The sequence below is a fragment of the Marinomonas arctica genome, assembly GCF_003259225.1.
GTDB classification, from domain to species: Bacteria; Pseudomonadota; Gammaproteobacteria; order Pseudomonadales; family Marinomonadaceae; genus Marinomonas; species Marinomonas arctica.
The window spans coordinates 177362-196502 of the sequence record NZ_QHJF01000005.1; the positions used below are offsets into that span (position 1 = coordinate 177362).

At 44.7% G+C, this 19141-nt stretch carries 19 protein-coding genes; 4 read left to right on the forward strand and 15 right to left on the reverse strand.

Features of this window, described 5'->3' with window-relative positions; all coding sequences use genetic code 11:
* Positions 1-73: 73 nt before the first annotated feature.
* From DK187_RS04355 to DK187_RS04370, 4 genes are all read right to left on the reverse strand, one after another.
* On the reverse strand, positions 74-535 hold the full coding sequence (locus DK187_RS04355) for an NfeD family protein (RefSeq protein ID WP_111606113.1): 462 nt from the start codon (positions 533-535) through the stop codon (positions 74-76).
* Positions 536-537: 2 nt separating this feature from the next.
* Positions 538-1476, reverse strand: a complete 939-nt coding sequence (locus DK187_RS04360; RefSeq protein WP_111606114.1) for an SPFH domain-containing protein — start codon at positions 1474-1476, stop codon at positions 538-540.
* Positions 1477-1676: 200 nt separating this feature from the next.
* On the reverse strand, positions 1677-2744 hold the full coding sequence (locus DK187_RS04365) for a threonine aldolase family protein (RefSeq protein ID WP_111606115.1): 1068 nt from the start codon (positions 2742-2744) through the stop codon (positions 1677-1679).
* Positions 2745-2929: 185 nt separating this feature from the next.
* Entirely contained in the window at positions 2930-4069 is a 1140-nt protein-coding gene (locus tag DK187_RS04370; protein ID WP_111606116.1) for a GNAT family N-acetyltransferase/peptidase C39 family protein, read from the reverse strand.
* 316 nt (positions 4070-4385) lie between these two features.
* Here DK187_RS04370 and DK187_RS04375 point away from each other — a divergent pair, with 316 nt between their 5' ends.
* A complete protein-coding gene (locus DK187_RS04375) occupies positions 4386-5864 on the forward strand; it encodes a RimK family protein (protein ID WP_111606117.1) in 1479 nt (492 codons plus the stop codon).
* Between the two features lie 170 nt (positions 5865-6034).
* On the opposite strand, the gene DK187_RS04380 is transcribed toward DK187_RS04375, so the two are convergent.
* The 4 genes from DK187_RS04380 to DK187_RS04395 form a co-directional block, all read right to left on the reverse strand.
* Complete coding sequence (locus tag DK187_RS04380; protein WP_111606118.1) at positions 6035-6433, reverse strand: VOC family protein; 399 nt, start codon at positions 6431-6433, stop codon at positions 6035-6037.
* 159 nt (positions 6434-6592) lie between these two features.
* Complete coding sequence (locus tag DK187_RS04385; protein ID WP_111606119.1) at positions 6593-7024, reverse strand: group I truncated hemoglobin; 432 nt, start codon at positions 7022-7024, stop codon at positions 6593-6595.
* The gene (locus DK187_RS04390) at positions 7018-7884 is read right to left on the reverse strand and encodes a DUF3034 family protein (RefSeq protein WP_204355576.1); all 867 of its coding nucleotides are present in this window, start codon (positions 7882-7884) and stop codon (positions 7018-7020) included. Before DK187_RS04390 ends, DK187_RS04385 begins: the two co-directional genes overlap by 7 nt.
* A 45-nt stretch (positions 7885-7929) precedes the next feature.
* Entirely contained in the window at positions 7930-8553 is a 624-nt protein-coding gene (locus DK187_RS04395; protein ID WP_111606120.1) for a methylamine utilization protein, read from the reverse strand.
* A gap of 138 nt (positions 8554-8691) precedes the next feature.
* Between DK187_RS04395 and DK187_RS04400 the strand changes: the two genes are divergently transcribed.
* The gene (locus DK187_RS04400) at positions 8692-9420 is read left to right on the forward strand and encodes a helix-turn-helix domain-containing protein (RefSeq protein ID WP_111606121.1); all 729 of its coding nucleotides are present in this window, start codon (positions 8692-8694) and stop codon (positions 9418-9420) included.
* On the opposite strand, the gene DK187_RS04405 is transcribed toward DK187_RS04400, so the two are convergent.
* From DK187_RS04405 to DK187_RS04430, 6 genes are all read right to left on the reverse strand, one after another.
* A complete protein-coding gene (locus tag DK187_RS04405; protein ID WP_111606122.1) occupies positions 9417-10481 on the reverse strand; it encodes an ABC transporter substrate-binding protein in 1065 nt (354 codons plus the stop codon). The two genes, DK187_RS04400 and DK187_RS04405, sit on opposite strands and share 4 nt — an antisense overlap.
* Positions 10478-11956, reverse strand: a complete 1479-nt coding sequence (locus DK187_RS04410; RefSeq protein ID WP_111606123.1) for a sensor histidine kinase — start codon at positions 11954-11956, stop codon at positions 10478-10480. Before DK187_RS04410 ends, DK187_RS04405 begins: the two co-directional genes overlap by 4 nt.
* Positions 11922-12602, reverse strand: coding sequence for a response regulator transcription factor (locus DK187_RS04415; protein WP_111606124.1), 681 nt, complete (start codon positions 12600-12602; stop codon positions 11922-11924). Before DK187_RS04415 ends, DK187_RS04410 begins: the two co-directional genes overlap by 35 nt.
* 158 nt (positions 12603-12760) lie before the next feature.
* Positions 12761-14281, reverse strand: coding sequence for a tripartite tricarboxylate transporter permease (locus DK187_RS04420; protein WP_111606125.1), 1521 nt, complete (start codon positions 14279-14281; stop codon positions 12761-12763).
* 1 nt (position 14282) lies between these two features.
* Positions 14283-14723 carry a tripartite tricarboxylate transporter TctB family protein gene (locus DK187_RS04425; protein WP_111606126.1) on the reverse strand — a complete coding sequence of 147 codons (441 nt, stop codon included), beginning with the start codon at positions 14721-14723 and terminating at the stop codon, positions 14283-14285.
* 99 nt (positions 14724-14822) lie between these two features.
* Positions 14823-15815 carry a Bug family tripartite tricarboxylate transporter substrate binding protein gene (locus DK187_RS04430; protein WP_111606127.1) on the reverse strand — a complete coding sequence of 331 codons (993 nt, stop codon included), beginning with the start codon at positions 15813-15815 and terminating at the stop codon, positions 14823-14825.
* Between the two features lie 254 nt (positions 15816-16069).
* Between DK187_RS04430 and yddG the strand changes: the two genes are divergently transcribed.
* Entirely contained in the window at positions 16070-17005 is a 936-nt protein-coding gene (yddG, locus tag DK187_RS04435) for an aromatic amino acid exporter YddG (protein WP_111606128.1), read from the forward strand.
* Positions 17006-17058: 53 nt separating this feature from the next.
* Here yddG and DK187_RS04440 read toward each other — a convergent pair whose 3' ends face one another.
* Positions 17059-18297, reverse strand: a complete 1239-nt coding sequence (locus tag DK187_RS04440) for a pyridoxal-phosphate-dependent aminotransferase family protein (protein WP_111606129.1) — start codon at positions 18295-18297, stop codon at positions 17059-17061.
* A gap of 332 nt (positions 18298-18629) precedes the next feature.
* Between DK187_RS04440 and DK187_RS04445 the strand changes: the two genes are divergently transcribed.
* Positions 18630-19067: a DUF3010 family protein gene (locus tag DK187_RS04445; RefSeq protein WP_111606130.1), complete on the forward strand. Its 438-nt coding sequence runs from the start codon at positions 18630-18632 to the stop codon at positions 19065-19067.
* The last annotated feature ends 74 nt before the right edge of the window (positions 19068-19141 follow it).

Genomic DNA, 19141 nt, shown 5'->3' on the forward strand with positions numbered 1-19141 from the left:
GAAAGCCATATGACAAAAAAAGCGCCAAGTGAGACGTTATTCACTTGGCGCTTTTTTAGAAAAACAAAAACCCTTATTGCAAATCCATCGCTTTGATATGCAATTTACCCACTTCAGCCTCAGTCACTTCGACTTTCGTTCCAGCTTCAATGGGCTCCTCACTCACCAAAGACCATTCCACACCAGAATAGTGATATTTAGGCGACTGCGTTGGCGATACCGATTCTTTTAAAAAGAACTGATGGTCCGTAAATTCGCTTTTGGTTTTTTTAGTACTTACTTTAGATTGCATACGTTTCAGTGGTTTCCACAATACTAAGGCGGCCAAGATAGTCATCACGCCCGTACTAAAAGAAGCGCTCAACACACTATTAGGCAATACCCCAACATAAACCAAAGCGCCTGTAGCCATGGCCGCTAAGCCCACAAAGAAGAAGACAAAGGTAGAAAAACCTAATACTGTCACTTCAATGACCAATAGAATCAAACCAACAATAAACAAGCTTTGGGCCAGATTATTGGCAATGATATCCATAACTAGCTCCCTTTCGACATTTTCTGAATAATCGTCATCGCTTGAGCAACCACAGCCGATGCTTCTGTCGCGCCATCCGGCAACAAGACCACGGACGATTCCTTCGCAATGGCGTGCTTCGCCTCAATGGCTTTGGTTGCCAAATCTAATTGTATGGCTTTTTGACCGGCTTCTGTATTGGCCGCTTCACCAACTTGACGCAATGCCTCAGCCTGAGCTGAAGCGACGGCAACAATGGCTTTTGCCTCACCTTCTGCGCGTAACACTTGCTCTTCTTTATCCGCTTCTGCCGCCAAAACCACAGACGCTTTTTGACCTTCGGCACGGTTAATCGCCGCTTGACGATCCCCTTCCGACTCCAAGATCTGTGCTCGTTTTACACGTTCCGCTTTCATTTGAGCTTCCATTGCTTCCATCACAGATTGTGGTGGGACAATGTCTTTTATTTCGTAACGCAACACCTGAATACCCCAAGGGCCTGCCGCATCATTGATAGATGCCACGATATTGGTATTCAGCACATCACGTTCTTCAAACGTTTTGTCCAATTCCATCTTACCCAACTCAGAACGCATGGTCGTTTGCGCCAACTGAGTCACAGCAAAAATATAGTTTTCTACCCCATAAGTCGCTTTATAAGGGTCTAATACTCGAAAATACAACACACCATCAACACGCAAGGAAATATTATCCTTGGTGATAGCGCTTTGCTCAGGCACATCTACAGCCTGCTCTTTTAAGGTACGATCGGCAGAAATACGATCAATAAAAGGAAAGATGAAATTCAACCCAGCCTCTTTTGTTGATTGATACTTACCAAAACGCTCAATAACATATGCCTGATTCTGTGGCACAAACTTGATCGAGGTTTTTAGCAGCACAACCACCAGCACAAGCACCAGAGTCTGAACGCTCAATATATAGCTAAGTAACTCTTCCATAACAATGAATCCTTAATTTTCAAAACATACCCGACTTCATTTTCTTTCCATGATGTTATGAATCACCACGCACAAAAATACAAGCGGAACGACAAATTTATCGCCATTACAGTAGGCGCTGTTGAATACCAAAAGTCACCAACAATCGCTTAGTACAACTATCCAAAAAAACTGTACTCAACTATAGACCTACAAATAGGCTATTTAGTTGCAAACTGTCTCGCACTTTTTATAAAAGCTTCCACACCTTCTTTAGATGTTCTAAAAGATGTTACCAATCGGATCACACCCTCTTCCCAGCGGCCGCCGTAAAAGCCAAAACCTTCGGCTTGCAGGTGATCAATCATTGCCAATGGCAAGGTACAAAACAGCATATTTGCCTGAGCAGGTGTATTGATTTTCACACCTGGAACGGTTTTCAAACCTTCTTGTAACAGTGCCATCATGGCATTGGCATGAGTGGCATTAACGCGCCACAAATCATCGCTCAAATAAGCAATCATTTGCGATGACAACAAACGCATTTTCGAATGCAAATGTCCACCGCGCTTACGACGATAGCCTAACTCTTTCGCTACTTTCTCACTGGAAATGCCTTTATCCTCTAAAGACTGCTTGAACACCACGATAGCTTCGGCCCCCATCACGCCATTTTTCGTGGCGCCAAAGGACACCATATCAACACCCGCTTTCCAGGTCATTTCCGCTGGCGTACAACCTAGGGCAAGTAAAGCATTGGCAAAACGTGCACCGTCCATATGAACTGGTAAGCCTGCAATCTTTGCCACGTCGGTAATGGCACGAATTTCGTCTAACGAATACACACTGCCCACTTCCGTCACTTGTGACAAGCTAATCACAGACGGCTGACAAGAATGCACATCACCAATTTTCTGGCTGACCAATTTCTTCAGTTGAGCAGGGTCCATCTTGGCATCCGCGCCACCCACACCAACAAAACGCGCACCACTGGTGTAAAACTCCGGCGCGGTACTTTCATCGTTCAACAAATGACTGTCCGAGTGGCACAACACACTGCCCCAAGGTGGCGTCAACGCGCTGATACTCAACACATTGGCCGCCGTACCGGTTGAAACCAAAAAGACATCCACATCGCACTCAAACAATTCCGACAACATACGCGTGACTTGCGCTGTACCGTCATCATTTCCATACGGCATGGCATCACCTTGCGCGGCCTCCATCATGGCTTTAAACACGACATCCGATGCACCGGCAATATTGTCACTGGTAAACGCAACCTTCATCAAACAACTCCTTAAATTACATTATTTCAGATCAATGAAATACATCATGACAGTCTTTAAAAACGAGCGCTTGGATTTTTGTGCAGAATAAAAAAACGAAACGGCACCCTCCTCCCCCCAAAGAGAAGAAGATGCCGTGAATTGACGACCGCGAAAGCAGAAAATAGAAAAGAAAAAACCGTTATTTATTGTGTTTTTAACACCACAGTCGCTTGCAAACGACTTTGCCCAAAGCGCGACATCTTTTCAAACTCATCTCGCGCAATCGGCACAAACTGACAATCCAATGGGCTTGGTGGATCATCAGGTAATTTTTTATCATCGTCCAAATCTGGGTCATGCACCAAAATACAATGCTCGTCGTAACCAGACATCACCACCCAGTGCGGAGATTTTTTACCATCCATACGATATGTACTAATCAGGATAATCGCCAAAGCACCTTCATCGAACGCTTCGATTAATTGTGCCAACGGCATAGCGGTATAGTGCAAGGGCACCTTCTCCTCTTCGCACTGATTGACAAAATTTTCGTGTACGCGAGTGATCACTGTTTTCTTGAGTTCATTGCGCACACTGTCTACAAACAAAGGACCTTCTTCGCTCAACCAAACATCCGCCAACAAGCCGCGTTTTTTCGCTGCCAAAGCCAACCCCATAGGATGACAGCCACCGTGACCAGAAGTCATGAAAATTGTCGTCGCTTCGCGCCAAATCTCCAATTCATCGTTTGGCGTTGCCTGGTAGTCTGGGTGCATCGAAGACAACACCATTTGCAAAGAAGCAGGACCGCAAGTAAATGGCGTACCTTGTGCTAGCCAAGGCATCGCTCGTGTCGTTTGTTCATCACCCGCGTGACGCAAACGCTTTTGCATACGAATCGCATCCGTTTGGTCTTCATAATAGGCATCATAATGACCAAACTCCTTGTAACCCATTTTTTGATACAAGGCGATGGCATTATGATTCACATCACTGACTTCCAAACGCAGCAGCATCTTGCCTTTTTTGACTGCTTTTTTCTCACAAGCTTGGATTAACAATTTACCAATCCCAAGGCCTCGTGCTTCTGGGGATACCGCAAGAGAATATAAGCGCGCTAAACGCGTTCCTTGGCGAAGATGCAACAAAGCGTAACCCAGTAACTCAACTTCCCCTCTCATAGCCACAAACAAAGCTGTGCCAGAGCTCGTAATAGCATGACGGAAACTACGACGGCTCAAACGATCCCCACTAAACGACTTACCCTCTAAAACAAGCAAAGCCTTTAAGTCATCTAAACTGGCCAAACGTATATAAATAGGTGCTGAAGTGCTGGTGCTCATTACATCGCCTCAAAAGGGCAGAAAGCCATTAGAATCGTCCACTGGTTAGCGGTTAAATCCATGCAAAATACAGCAAGGAACCCAGAGAATAGAGAAATTTTCGCGCATTCTAGGGCGAAATCTATTTAAAAGATAGCAAAAGATAGACCAAATTTTCAGTAAAAAGACTTTTTATTTTTTTATATTAGTCTATTGTTAATACAGGAAAACAAGCGCACTATCCGCACAAAATCAGGGTGTCTAAAAGCACCAAAGCGCCTCAATAGTAGGCGATTAAGCGCGCTAACGCGCTATTTTATAAGGAAAAATAAAGCCAATGTCACAGACGTACATTGTTGTTGATCAAGCCAAAGATTGGTCAGCCTTTTTACCCAGCGACCGCGTCATTACCTTTACTCAGTACCTCAATCTGGCTGCAACAAAAAGCCAAGGCCGCACTCGAATCATCAATCTTTGTAAAAACAGCAAATACTTATCAGACGGCTACTACTGCTCTTTATTAGCAGAAAGCCGAGGTCATCACGTTATGCCATCTGTACGCGTGCTGAATGACCTGAGCAAAAAAGATCTCTATGAACTTGAAATCTCACAGTGGCTGCCATTGCTAGCCAAAAAACTCGCGAAACCAGAAGCGCCCATGGAAATGAAATTCCACTGTGTTTTTGGTAAAACCGTTCATCCAGAGATGAAAGAGTTTGCACGCAAATTATTCGAAAGCTTCCCAAGCCCCGTGCTCGAAGTGACCTTAAAATTCCGCAAAGAGTGGCAAGTTACCGCCCTATTCTCTACGTCACAGAGCAAACTAACCGACGCAGAAGAAACACTCTTCGCAGAATCGCTAGAAGCGTTCAGCAACAAAGTATGGAGCAAAGGCCGCATCCAACGTGCCGCTAAATTTGATATGGCTATTTTGGTCAACCCTGAAGAAGCCATGCCACCCAGCGACGACCAGGCTATTAAAAAGTTTATCCAAGCGGGCAAGCAACTTGGCATTCATGTCGACCTTATTGGCCCGAAAGACATCATGCGTCTACCGGAATACGATGGCTTGTTTATTCGTGAAACCACCAACATCGACCACCATACCTATCGCTTCGCGAAAAAAGCAGAAGGCTTGGGTTTGGTCGTAATGGACGATCCACAATCCATTATGCGTTGCACCAACAAAGTCTACTTAGCCGATTTGTTTAACACCCATAAAGTGCCTTGCCCAAAAACACGCATCGTTCATAAAGGTGAAAGCAACGTAGAAGACGCGTTGGAAGCTGTAATCAGCTACCCGATGGTCGTAAAAATACCTGACGGTGCATTTTCCAAAGGCGTGATTAAAGCAGAAAATCGCGAAGCCTTAACCGAGAGCCTAAATACTCTGTTTAAAAAATCGTCGTTACTATTGGTACAAGAGTATCTGTACACGGAATTTGACTGGCGTATCGGCATATTGAACAACAAACCGATTTTTGCCTGCCGTTACTATATGGTGAAAAATCACTGGCAAATCTACCAACACACAGGCAGTAAAAGCCAAAGTGGTGGCTTTGATACCTTGCCTACCTTTGAAGTACCACGCCGTGTATTACAAGCCGCGATTGCCGCCACCAAACCAATTGGTGAAGGCTTATATGGCGTAGACGTAAAAGAAATCAACGGCCGAGGTTATGTCATTGAAGTCAACGACAACCCAAGCATCGACCGTGGTGTAGAAGACAAATACATCGGCGACGAACTCTACATGCAAATCATGTCAGAATTCTTACGCCGCATGCAAGTAAAACGAGGCGACCACCAAGCCTAAGGGCAAGAAAGCTCTTTTCCCCTCCCTTATCTCTTCCAAGGGGAGGGGTTATTCTCTTCTTTGAAAACCATTCAAACGCCTTGTATCCATGACCTTGAATTACGTCCTGACAGTCAGCTAACTTTGTAACACTAATCTACAGCAAGTTTAAAAAACTGGCTCTGCTGCCACTAAGCTGTCCATTCTCGGTTTTGCAATACCACTCGATAACCATCTATGTCTTCGAAAGTTTTACCGACAACATCCCAGTAGTCATTATAAGATGGCACATGAACAAAACCCGCAGACAGCATTTTCTCGCAACATAGTTGCCACACTTGTGCGTCCGTAACATAGAAAATAAGTAAGTTATCTTGGGTTGGGGCTTTACCGACGGTAGTGCCTTTGTGGTGGGTGAATTCTAAATGATAATTATGTTGTTCATGACCGATAATCGAGCCATCAAAGCCATTGTGTCCTTCAAAGCGACCAAGCAGTTTAAAACCTAGGCCATTGATGTACATATCTGTTATTTTTTCTAGGTTATCCGTTGGTCTTGCGACACGCATTTTGGTTGTTTTGGGGATCATAAGAAACGCCTATTTTCGTAGCTAGATTGATAATTCAGCCGAGAAAAGCAGGAGCAATGCAATTTGTTCAATCACTCGTCTTCCCTGACCTATGATGTAAGTTACAATAAAACGAAATACAACATCCATTACTGAATAATGTCTATTCAAACACTTCGATCACTTATACAGCATCTCACCACGCATCGGCGCAAGCACCTTTAATACTCGATTTTGCTGAACATAAGTTAAGCCCGCTTTTTTCATCGCATTAACCAATAAGTCAACGGTCAAATTAAAGTCAGTTTCAGTAATCTTCTGTCCCTGATGGACTTTCAACATAGTATCACCAGTGTAAGTACAGGGGCCGCCGGTATCAACACAAAGATGTTCAATGAATTTTTCTCGAAAGCGTGTGATATTGGTTTTTTCAAAATAACGATAGATGTCTTTATTGAAGCTAATTTCGTCAATGAAATTATCGGTAATGGCTTCGATAGTTGGCTGCCCACCTATTTCTTCGTATAAACTGATCGGCGTTTTCGTTGGTGTCGCGCAAGCAACCAACAATACACTCATCATCAGAAGTGCGGTTTTTAGATGGTTTACCATAAATACCCCGTCATCGATAAATAAACGCCTTTTTGATCTTTCTGCGTAGCAACCGTACCCAAATCCGCATAAGCCGCCGTGAAGTTAATATTTTTGTTCGGCATATAACTGACAAACAGATCTGTCCAATCGTCTTCTTTGACACTGGATAGATTATTGGGTTTTTGACGATACTCCATGCCCACGACCCAATTAGGCGATAGAAGTAAGCCGACACTGACCTCCATCATCATTTGATAGCCATTGTTGTCTGGCCCACCATAACCTAACAACCCCATCTCATTGGCCTTGGTAGCACGAGCGGTTACGTTCCAAACCAGGTTGTAACCCGCAACCGCCCCTAAATGCACCTTAGTCGCAGCAACATAAAAATCCGTACCACTATCGTCTTTTGCACCAAGAGCTGTCGCCACAGAGTCATCATCTAATTGCTTATGCTGCAAGCCTATACTCAGCTGAGGATAAGTTGAATAAACAACGTCGCCATATAAACGAACCTTTGCACCAATAACGTTTTGTTTGATCTCACCAACACTTAATTGCTTCACCAAACCGACGGGCAAACCAAACGTCTGTTGAGCATAGCTTAATTCAACTCTGTCGTAGAAACTCGTCGCCACACCGATCGATGACAATCGATAATCCGTAATATTCACATCCGTCATAAATAACAACGCTGTGGTCTCGTCACGGCTATCGTATCCAGCCAACGTTGCCCAAGGCACGAGACCGCCACCACCACTGCCCTCTAATTGCGAAAGCCCAGCAGTAGCAAGCAACTTACCTTCTGCTGCCATAATAGGAGTAGCACACAAAAAAATGCCGCCTACCATCACTGTTTTAATGTGTTTTCCGCGCATTTATTCCTACTTTTATATCTAAAAAGCGTAGACAAAAACCTCGCTTTACCATTTTTTCTTGCCAAACCCTTTATGCGAACTATGGTCTATTACCTCAATAGGAGGTAGTAGCTCTAATGTTACGGTTTGCTCTGTGTCGCTCGTAATATCAATAGACTCCAGTGCATTCACACCATCAATCGACCTTTCAGTCCACAACGACACTTTATCACCTTGTTTTACTGGCAAACGAACTTGGCCATTTTTATCCGTTTTTAAGGTAAGCGCATTATCTGCCACGATAATGTAGCCAATCATGTCATCGTGTATGTTGCAACCGAGTACAACAAGGCCGGGGTTATCAAACAAAATTGGGGCAACGTCAGTACCCTTATACAACTTAATTTCAAAGGTCTTAGGCTCTGAAAAACTGTAAACGTGATGACGAATATCATCACTGTTAGGAAAACTAACATATTGGCCTTTTTGCACCACAATCACGCGTGGTACGAAGGACTCATCAACCTGATCCATAACAGCGACCGAGCTCGGTGTGCCCACAACGTTTTTGGAAACCGTCACCACCGCGTCTGCAACAGGCAGATTATCTTGATCAACAATACTCAAGGTCATATCAGCCCAAGCACTGGGCAAAAAACAGCAAAACATCAACACAAGTAGGTAACGCATTTTTTTCCCTTAGGGCCATCGCCTTTGAGTTTATTCGTTTAGCCTTTACTATTTTTATCCTAAAGTATTTAGCAGATCATTATACTTTCTGTAATATTATTCATCATTCAAGTAAAAGCGGCTTACAAGGAACAAAAGATGCGTGATCTAATAGAAGTAATCACCTACCAAGATACCGCTCATGCTCATTCGCATCACCACACGCAAATTGTCTTGCCGCTTTCAGGCCGACTCGTCCTCGATGTTGATAATCAACAACAAGCTGTTGAATTCGGCCAAGCCTGTCTTATTTCTACCAGCCAGCCACATGCCCATTTAGCCAGAGAAGAGAACCGTTGTTTGGTATTGAACTCATTACCGGCATGGAACAGTCAACTCCAAAGCTCAGCGGTTTTTATCACCCTAAGCGATCAAGCCAAAACCTATTTGCCTTTTTTATCCAGCTTGATCAGCGACCCCAGCGAGATAAAAACACATCAGGCGTTAAATTTACTGGAACACTTATTGCCCATTCCGCAAGAGAAAATTCTCCAAGCAGACGCTCGATTAGCCAAAGCAAAACAACGACTCGATCATGCCTTTCAAGAATCATGGAGTTTGGCCGAACTGGCCTCAGAAGTGCATTTAAGTCCCAGCCAACTCAGCGTTTTGTTCAAACGCCATCTTGGCATGACCCCCAAACAATACCTACAGCAACGCCGTCTTACAGAAGCCAAACGATGGCTGACGTCAAGCAATAAAAGCTTAGACTATATTGCGCAGAAAGTGGGAATAAACGACGCCAGCAGCCTTGTTCGCTTGTTTACAAAACACTTCAACACCACACCAGGACACATAAGGAAAAACCACCAAGGCGAGAAACACTAATCTTCTGAGCTGATTTCCAGCGCCATCTCCCAGTTGCGAATAAAACGTTTTTGCTTAGCGTAATCGCGCCCTACGAGTAACTGCTGATCTAGCTCGATCACCCCTGTTGGCCCTGGGGCGCTCACCACGTATGGGTCATTCGCATTATTCATATCAGGACGAATAGGGAATAATAAACCTTGGTTTTGCATCATTTTTTGGGCTTGATCAGATAAAAGAAAATCTAAAAAAACACCCGCGTCGGCTGCATTAGGCGCGCCTTTTGGAATCAAAGCCGCACGCATCAGCATCAATGTGTAATCTTTTGGAAGGATCATTTTTAATCGGCTATCGTCACGCGCGCGTTGTGACGCGTACGAACCCAGCAAGTTATAACCCAATACCAATTTACCGGAAGCCACATCATCAATAATGTCGTGCGTACAACAGTAAGTTTGCACATCGTGACTGCCAAACGCTTCCAACAATCGTCCCCAAGTCACATCCGCCTGACGAGCATCTTGACTGGCAAGCAAATACCCAACACCACTCTCACGAATATCGTAAGTACCGATTCGCTTGGTCATGGTTTTTTCATTTTGTCGAATCGTCTGCAAGAGTGATTGTCTATCATCAGGCAACTCGCCAGGAAAAGCCTCCTTGTTCACTAACATCACAATCGGCTCAATCGAAAAAGCGAACAACTGATTGCGCCACTTAAAATTATCCGGCAAGTTATCTGTAAAATCAGACTGGTAGGTCTGCGCATAACCATCATTGACCAGTTTCAAATGCAGATCCATAGCACTACTAATCGCCAAACTCGCAACAGGATGCTTCTGCTCTTGAATGATTAGATAATACAATTCCAGCGTATTCACATCACGATACACCACTCGAACATCCGGATGAAGCGCAACAAACGCCTTCAAAATAGGCTCAAACGAGGCCAAATCCATCGCAGAATCAATTGCCAAAACCCTTGGCGCGTTCGCATTACCAAACCATACTGGCTCAGCCGCCCAGACTTTAAAAGGCATCATGGATAAGGCAGAAAAAAGAAAAACCACAACGGATCTCATACGGTATCCTCATCAAACATAAATTTGGCAAAATCCACCTGAAAGGTCGTTCCTTTAGGATACGTATCCAATATCTCAATTCTAGCCGAATGATGATCAACGATATCTTTCACCATCGCCAACCCCACCCCACTGCCCGCAATATCATAACGGCCACGATAAAAACGCTCAAAAACACGCGATTTTTCTATATCAGGAATGCCATTGCCATAATCTATTACTCTTATTCGATAAAAACGTTCGAACTCACTCACTTGCACAATGACCTCCGTCGCATTGTTCATGCCCAATGAGCTGTAACGCACAGCATTTTCAATCAGGTTTTGCATCATTTGCTGAATCGAAAAACTGTCCCCTAACACAACCGCATCACTCAAATCACAATCAAGGGAAAGCTGAACCCCTTGATGCAATGCGGTCACTGCCTGAGCACGACACGAGGCTCTAATGGGTTCCAGTAAACTAGTGGGCTCCAATCGATGAGTCTGTAGACGATGAGAAACAACAGCCTGATTAAGCAACAAGGTCACCGTTTGGCTCAACGCGTCGCACTGCTTGACAATATTTTCCAACGCTTGCTGCTGTGCTTGTGGTGACGAGCTGTCAGCCGAGGTATTGTCTCGCGCATTTTCAGCCAAAGCCTTTAAACTGGCCAAAGGGGTACGCAATTGATGAGCCGCATCGGCGGTATAATTTTCCAGTTGTTCCAAGTTAGTCTGCAAGCGGGCCATAAAGTGGTTAATTGCCACTTTAAGGTGATGCGTTTCTTTTGGCGTGTTGATGTCTAAGGGCGTGAGATCTCCCATGGCTCTCTCTTCTAATGCCCTTTCGATACGATGCAAAGGCTGGAGCACTAAATGACTACCAATGGCAATCAGAGTAAGCGCGACCAAAGCGATAAACACAACCACTTCAACCGCGCGCTGTGTCACCGCCGTTGACATGGCTTCCCGTGATAACCGAGTTTGCCCTAGTACAATACGGACGGTTTGTGACGTTTCAGGATCTGTCAAACTGCGCTCTAACCACGCAAATCGTACTAACTCTCCCGAATACTCTTGATTATAAAACTGTATTTGATCTAACACGGGAGGCTTAGGGGGCGTACTGTTTAAATCTTGGTAGCCTGTTATAAAGCCTTGCTCTAAACTTTCCACCTTGTAAAAGACTCGATCCTCGTCCGCTTGCGCCAATGTAGCAAAGGCAGACCAAGGAATATCAATACTGACTTCGTTGCGAATTAAACTGACATTTTCATCTATCTGCAGCAAAGCACTGCGCAACAGACGATCATAAGACAAATCAGCAAGCTTCTGACTGTAATCAAAAATCAAATTAATGGCCAAACCAGCGATAATACCAATCACCAGAACACCCGCTAAGATAAAACGAAAGCGTAACGAAGGCGCCTTGGCTAACGCCCGTTTTTCCTCTTCTTCACTAAGGTTTTGGTGGTCGAGCGATTTCTGCCACATAACCAATGCCTCTTAGGGTGTTAATGACTAAATCCCCTTTGATCATTTTTTTTCGCAAACGCCCAACGTACAGCTCAATCGCATTAGGACCTGGGGTTTCATTGAAATTAAACAAGTGATCGGTGATTTCATCTTTGCTGAGCACTCGCCCTAAGTGCCCAAGAAATATTTCCAAAAGTCGAAATTCTCGGTTGGTAATCGCAGTCAGCTCCCCGTCAATAAACACTTGTCGGCTGTCCCTGTTCACCACAATATTGCCATGCTCGGTCACATTCGCCGCATAGCCTTGTTTGCGGCGCAGCAAGGCACGACAACGGGCTTCAAGCTCGCCAAAATCAAAAGGTTTGGTAAGGTAGTCGTCTGCGCCCTCATCCAAAAGACGGATGCGATCCTCTATCTGATCTCGAGCCGTTAAAATAAGAACAGGGGTGTCATCATCACGCTGACGCAATTTCTGCAGCAATTGCAAACCAGACAAACCAGGCAAATTCAGGTCCAGTAAAATCAAATCAACCGACTGATACCTCAGCAGCTCATCGGCTTTTTTGCCGTCGCCCATCAAATCCACGCCATGTCCTAAGCTCGTTAATCGTTCACAGATCGCTTGTCCTAGAACCTGAGTATCTTCTACCACTAAAATTCGCATAACACGTCAGCCATATCGTTATTATTTTTTTATAAAATATTAAAAATCTTAAATAATAAAAAGCAAAAAATTCGAACAGCCTAAACTGTTCGAATTCCATTTTTGCGTATCAATAGTAACCGCTTAACACGGACAATAGTATTGAATAGTATCTCGGCTTAGTCGTCTTTTTTCGCCGCTTTTGCTCTCGCCATTTTAGCCCGAACTAAAGGGCCAACAATGATAGGCAAAATCAAGCCAAGTAAGGCAACTGTCCACAGACCAATACTCAATCCGCTGTTAAACAAAACGGTCCAATCGCCATCAGAAAGCACCAAAGCATGACGAAGACTGCTTTCCATTTCAGGCCCAAGCAACATACCTAAAATGATAGGTACTAATGGAATATCCACCTTACGAAGGATATAGCCCAGCACACCAAAGCCAACCATGAAATATAGATCCAACGCACTGTGACTGACCGAATAAATACCCACAGATGCAATAAGAGTCACAATTGGCATCAAGTACTTAGGCGGAATACTCAACAATTTAACGAAAATACCGACCATTGGAATGTTGAGTAACAATAACACAAAGTTACCCACGAACATCGCGGCGATAACACCCCAAACAAGATCAGGGTTTTGCTGGAACAACATAGGACCAGGAGAGATGTTCAACGAGATCAACATCGCCAATAGTACCGCTGTCGTACCACTACCAGGCACACCAAGGGTCAACATAGGTACGAGCGCACCAGATGCCGCACCGTTGTTGCCTGCTTCAGGCGCCGCCACACCACGTGGATCACCCTTACCGAATTCGCCTTTGTCTGAGAAACGTTTTTCCAAGGTATAGCTCATAAAGCTACCCAAAGATGCACCAGCACCAGGCAAAACACCAGCAACAAAGCCCAACACCGCGCCTCTAAAAGAAGCAGGCAAAACTTCGATAATGTCTTTAGCAGTAAGTTTTAGCTTATTCACCGCCACTTGCTTCAGACCATCACCCGCGTGACGCTCCAAGAAAAACAACAATTCACTGATCGCAAACAAACCCACGATAGCGATAATGAAGTCAACGCCTTCAAACAATTCCAATGTACCAAACGTAAAGCGCTGCACGCCCGTTGAGATATCGATACCCACGGTCGCAATCATCAAACCAATTGCCGCCGCCATTAGCGTCTTAAATTGGTTCTTGCCTGTAATACCGCCTAAGGTGGCAAACGCCAACGCGAACAAAGCAAAGTATTCAGATGGACCGAATCGCAAAGCAAACTTTGCCAAAATGGGGGCCAAAATAACCAAACCAATGGTCGCAATAAAACTGCCGATAAAAGACGCAATCGCAGAAATTGCCAACGCTTCTGCTGCTTTGCCTTTCACCGCCATCGGATAACCATCTAAACAGGTCATCATGGCAGGCTCATCACCTGGAATATTCAACAGGATAGATGAAATACGACCACCATACATAGCACCCGCATATACAGACGTCAGCAAAATAAGAGAAGAAGTAGCAGACAAACCTAAACTAAACGCCAACGGAATCAAAATAGCCACACCGTTCGCGGGGCCAAGACCTGGCAAAGCACCGATCAATGTACCTAAAATAGCACCAATGATCGCAAACATAATACTTTCTGGCGTTAATGCGATGGCAAAGCCTTGCATTAATAAGCTCATAGTATCCATATTAAAACTCCAATAGACCTAGAGGCAGTGCTAGTTCTAGCACAGTATTGAAAAGGAAAAAGATAAATACAGAGCTTGTCACACCCGTGATAATACTCTTGGTTATGCTTGCCCCCATGCGCCAACTTAAAAAACTCACCACAATGGCAGCGGCTGGCATAAAGCCGATTGGCTCAATCGCCCACGCAAAAGCAAGCATAGCGAGCACCACAACACTAAGTTCAATCAACATAGCAGATGGCGCCCATTTCTCATCCGGATCGGGACGAACAATCATATAAATAGAACTAATGCCTAAAATGATTGATAGCATAATAGGAAAGGTTTCAGGTCCGACACTTTCGTGTCCACCAAATGGAATGGGAAATTGCGTCGCTTCCCAGCCGTAAGCAACGGCAAGAATCAGCATCAGCATGCCAAACACACGATCATTAATACGCATGTCTCTGCTCCGTGTCAGTAAATCAAAGGGTGAGTAACAAGTAAAAACAGGAGGGGCACTGTGTCAAAACAAATACCCCTCCAAATAGCGGTTCAAAAATTATTTAATCAAACCGATGTCTTTAGATAAGATTTGGATGTCTAGAATTTGGTTGTTAACGAATTGCGTGAACTCTTCACCAGATTTGTGGAACGGCATCACACCATTTTTCACCATGATGTCTTTCCATTCTTCTGTTTTGTAAAGCTCGTCCATGGTTTTAACCCACCAATCGTAAGATTCCGCACTAGAATTGCCTGGCATATAAAAACCACGCCAGTTTGGTGCAACAGAATCAACACCTTGTTCCATCGCGGTTGGAATCGCAGCAAATGGTTCAGGTAGACGCTCTTCAGAAAGCACCGCTAGAACGCGCAAGTCACCAGAATCCATGAAGCCTTTTACTTCAGAGATATCACCAGTGAAGGCATCAACGTGTCCGCCAACCACTTGAACTAAAGCTTCAGAACCACCGCTGAAAGCCAAATAACGCACTTTAGGCAGATCGCCCACGTTCGCTTTTTGCGCAGTCATCAAAACTTTCAAATGGTCCCAACCACCAGACGCACTACCACCAGCAAACTTCACAGACGTTGGATCGCTTTTCAACGCATCTAACAATTGAGTCAAGTTGGTGTATTTTGAATCTTTGCCTACCGCAATGATGCCGTAGTCTGCACCCAAGGTTCCAATCCATTTAACTTGTTTGGAATCCATACCAGGGAATTGACCTTGAGCAAGGCGTGTCGTTGTCGCCGTACTAGCAGCAACAATTAGGTTATCGTCTTTGTCACGTTTACTGATTGTGTGCGCGTAAGCCACACCACCACCAGCACCTGTCATGTTGACGGTTTGAACATTGCCTTTAAAGTATCCTTGGTCAACCAATACTCGACCAACACTACGGCAAGTAAAATCCCAACCACCACCAGGGTTTGCTGGAGCAATACATTCCGCACTGCGAGCGGGTTCATAAGCGTGAGCTTGTCCTGCGATGGTCAGTGCGACAGCACCAGAAATAAGAATAGACTTCAAAGAAAGGGTATTAAGCATGGTTATCTCCTGCTTGTTATTTTTTTTGTTGTTAGCTATTCGAGTTTCTGAAACGCTTATTTTAGAAAACTCGATGAACAAACATTACCTGTCAAACCTGTCACCACCCTGTCAGAAACCATATTTCTGACAGAATTATGGTAAAAAACGCATTTTTGCCAAAACACATTGCGTATTTTTGACAATGTTTTTAACAACCAGACACGGTAATCTGTTGTTTATTTAGACTAGGACAGGTTTTAGGAAACAACAAGATGACCGCACACAATCCACAAGCCACTCTCATTGGCGGTATTGCCATATTGCTATGGAGCAGCCTCGCCCTCTTCACCACGCAAGCCAATTTAGTGCCACCGCTGTTACTGCTCACGCTAACATTTGGTGTCGCCAGCTTACTCTTCTTTATTGTGTATCTATTGAAAGGCGAACTTAAAGCGTCATGGCAACACACTCCAAAAAGCGCGATTATCATGGGGGGATTGGGCTTTTACTTTTATCACCTTTGCTACTTTTATGCCTTCCAACACGCACCACCGGTCGAAGCGGGACTGATCGCCTATTTATGGCCTTTATTGATCGTCTTGATGGCAGGCATGAGCAAGGGCAGCACCTTATCTTGGACACATTTGGCGGGGGCCGTGGTTGCCTTTATTGGTACTGGCATCATGCTACAATCAAAAGGACAGGTCATAACAATAGACAATGACACTACTTACCATTGGACAGGATACGCAGCGGCATTCGCCTGTGCGTTTATCTGGTCGAGCTATTCGGTGGCGAATCGGCGCTATCAAGATGTTCCTTCCAGTGCGGTACTCTGGTATTGCCTCATCACCACGCTATTAGCAGGCGTATCTCATCTTGCAATAGAAGCACAAAGCTGGACAACCTCAACCTCTTTTCCAACCTCCACATGGATTGCCATTTTAGGACTCGGCTTTGGCCCGGTTGGTATCGCGTTTTTTTGTTGGGACTTTGGGGTAAAAAAAGGCAACTTATCCTTGCTTGGCGTCTTGTCTTATACCGCACCCGCCCTATCCACTGCTTGGCTTGGGCTTTTCACCGAAGTACAACTCACCACAGGACAAATCATCGCCTGCCTATTCATCACCGCAGGGGCATTGTTTGCCAGCTTAATGCCAAACAAAAAAATGCCCTTGGCTCCGAAACAAAAAGCCAAAGGCATCTGATCAAAAAGGCGCTTAATATAAATAAGCGCCTGATGTTTTTACCACTTCTTTCACTAAGCAACGTGAACCTGATAAGCGTTACGTGGAATCTTCTGCAAGTACGCTTCCATTTCCGCCATGCCATTGGGTTGATCAACTTTTACACCCAAATCACGCATGGTACTGCCCAACGCATGCAAGGTGCGGAACAAGTTATGCTCACGACATTGCTCACCCATCTGCCCAATACGCACGATAGGCTGGCCAAAAGAGCCCGCGATTTCAACGCGGTACATTTCGGATATGTGTCGACAAATTTTAGGGGCTGTTAACCCTTGCGGTATATTAATACCCACCACAGAATTCAAACGCGATGCTGGCGGAATAAACAACTCTAATCCCATGCCTTCAATGCCTGCTTGCAAGGCTTTAGAACAACGCAAATGACGGGAAAAGCGATGCTCTAATGTTTCATCACACACTAATTTCAATGCTTCATGCAGAGCCATGATCCCAGACACCGGCGCCGTATAATGATAGCCATCGTTGTGCCAAAAATTCTCAGCCAACTGCGCATCAAAACACCATTGTACCGTTGGTTTGGTACGACTTTTCACTGCGGCCCACGCTTCATTAGAAAACACCAATAACGACACGCCAGGGATGGACGACAACCCTTTTTGCCCACCTGTAATCACCACATCCACTTGCCACGCATCCATTTTCAGCGGCATAGTGCTGAGTGTACAAACAGCATCCACCACCACCAAACAACCATAAGATTTAGCGATCTTGGTGATGTCTTCTAATGTATGGTTAAACACCGTATTCGACGTTTCGCCTTGCACCAGCGTTAATACTTTTGGACGCGTTTCTTCAATGGCTTTACGAACACGCTCTGGGTCCGCCGCTTCATGCGCACCAACGTGCAACTCATGCACATCCGCACCAATACGCGTCGCCATTTCTGCCATACGATGACTAAAGAAGCCATTATTAATGCATAAAATACGCTCGCCTGGTTGCAACAAATTGGCCACCGCCATCTCCATCGCCGCTGACGCTGGCCCCGCGACACCAAGCACCCATTTAGACTCTGTTTGAAACACATAACGCGCCATTGACTTAACTTGCCCAATCACCTGCGCCATCACACTACCAAGGTGGTTTATCACCACCGAGTTGGCCTTGGCGACACGCTCAGGAATAGGCACAGGTCCCGCGCCCATCATCAACAAAGGTTCGTGAGGAAGAATTTCGTCTAAAGATTTCACCTGGGGACGAGGAATGCCCATTGGCGAGGAAGCAGTCATTTTATGCAGCCCTATTAGTTAAAATTAAAAACCGGTTAAGAGTAAAAAACGGTCGAAGTTGAAAAAAACACCTCTAGAGTAAAAAGCCTGTTTTTACGTTTTTACAGTAGAAAATGTCGATAAAATGATTTTTACAAAATAATATTTTGAAATAGTACATTATTCATTGTGATAATAAGAGACGGCAAAATGAAAAGAGTGTAATAAACCACAAGCTTTCACTTTCGCCTTAGATCTGACGTGTTTCCTTTTCAACAAGCAGTATTTTTTACTCTGCTAGATAGGAATAAAGTATGCGATAATGCGCGAAATTCCCTATTCAGGATCTCGTTATGATTACTTGTGGTATCGAAATCAAAGGCAGCGAAGTGATTCTTTGCCTTCTGTCTAAACAAGACGGATTGTTTCAAATCGCCGACTGTCGCCAAACTCGACACACACTGAACAACCCAAACGACAGCGAAAGCGTACGTAAATTTCAGTTTTTACTGAAAAAGCTATTTGAAGATTACAAAGTGAAAAGAGCCGTGATTCGCGAACGCCCAACCAAAGGCAAATTTGCTGGCGGCTCGGTGGGCTTTAAAATCGAAGCCATCATCCAACTGATCGACACCGTTCAAGTGGATTTATTCAGCGGCGCCAAAGTGAAGGACATCTTGCAACACAACCCAATGCCCATTCCTTTTAAAGCAACGGGATTACGTGCCTTCCAAGAAAGCGCTTTCACGGTAGCTTATGCCGCACTTTCAGAGCACATTCCTGACGCTTGATTGGTTAAACCCCACAATAAAAAACGGACACTGCTGACGTGTCCGTTTTTTTGTCTACATCCTGTGCCACTTTC

Bases quoted from the DNA above. Each gene is read 5' to 3' on its own strand.
- DK187_RS04355 (WP_111606113.1), bottom strand. From the start codon at position 535: ATGGATATCATTGCCAATAATCTGGCCCAAAGCTTGTTTATTGTTGGT.
- DK187_RS04360 (WP_111606114.1), bottom strand. From the start codon at position 1,476: ATGGAAGAGTTACTTAGCTATATATTGAGCGTTCAGACTCTGGTGCTT.
- DK187_RS04365 (WP_111606115.1), bottom strand. From the start codon at position 2,744: ATGAAGGTTGCGTTTACCAGTGACAATATTGCCGGTGCATCGGATGTC.
- DK187_RS04370 (WP_111606116.1), bottom strand. From the start codon at position 4,069: ATGAGCACCAGCACTTCAGCACCTATTTATATACGTTTGGCCAGTTTA.
- DK187_RS04375 (WP_111606117.1), top strand. From the start codon at position 4,386: ATGTCACAGACGTACATTGTTGTTGATCAAGCCAAAGATTGGTCAGCC.
- DK187_RS04380 (WP_111606118.1), bottom strand. From the start codon at position 6,433: ATGATCCCCAAAACAACCAAAATGCGTGTCGCAAGACCAACGGATAAC.
- DK187_RS04385 (WP_111606119.1), bottom strand. From the start codon at position 7,024: ATGGTAAACCATCTAAAAACCGCACTTCTGATGATGAGTGTATTGTTG.
- DK187_RS04390 (WP_204355576.1), bottom strand. From the start codon at position 7,884: ATGCGCGGAAAACACATTAAAACAGTGATGGTAGGCGGCATTTTTTTG.
- DK187_RS04395 (WP_111606120.1), bottom strand. From the start codon at position 8,553: ATGCGTTACCTACTTGTGTTGATGTTTTGCTGTTTTTTGCCCAGTGCT.
- DK187_RS04400 (WP_111606121.1), top strand. From the start codon at position 8,692: ATGCGTGATCTAATAGAAGTAATCACCTACCAAGATACCGCTCATGCT.
- DK187_RS04405 (WP_111606122.1), bottom strand. From the start codon at position 10,481: ATGAGATCCGTTGTGGTTTTTCTTTTTTCTGCCTTATCCATGATGCCT.
- DK187_RS04410 (WP_111606123.1), bottom strand. From the start codon at position 11,956: ATGTGGCAGAAATCGCTCGACCACCAAAACCTTAGTGAAGAAGAGGAA.
- DK187_RS04415 (WP_111606124.1), bottom strand. From the start codon at position 12,602: ATGCGAATTTTAGTGGTAGAAGATACTCAGGTTCTAGGACAAGCGATC.
- DK187_RS04420 (WP_111606125.1), bottom strand. From the start codon at position 14,281: ATGGATACTATGAGCTTATTAATGCAAGGCTTTGCCATCGCATTAACG.
- DK187_RS04425 (WP_111606126.1), bottom strand. From the start codon at position 14,723: ATGCGTATTAATGATCGTGTGTTTGGCATGCTGATGCTGATTCTTGCC.
- DK187_RS04430 (WP_111606127.1), bottom strand. From the start codon at position 15,815: ATGCTTAATACCCTTTCTTTGAAGTCTATTCTTATTTCTGGTGCTGTC.
- yddG (WP_111606128.1), top strand. From the start codon at position 16,070: ATGACCGCACACAATCCACAAGCCACTCTCATTGGCGGTATTGCCATA.
- DK187_RS04440 (WP_111606129.1), bottom strand. From the start codon at position 18,297: ATGACTGCTTCCTCGCCAATGGGCATTCCTCGTCCCCAGGTGAAATCT.
- DK187_RS04445 (WP_111606130.1), top strand. From the start codon at position 18,630: ATGATTACTTGTGGTATCGAAATCAAAGGCAGCGAAGTGATTCTTTGC.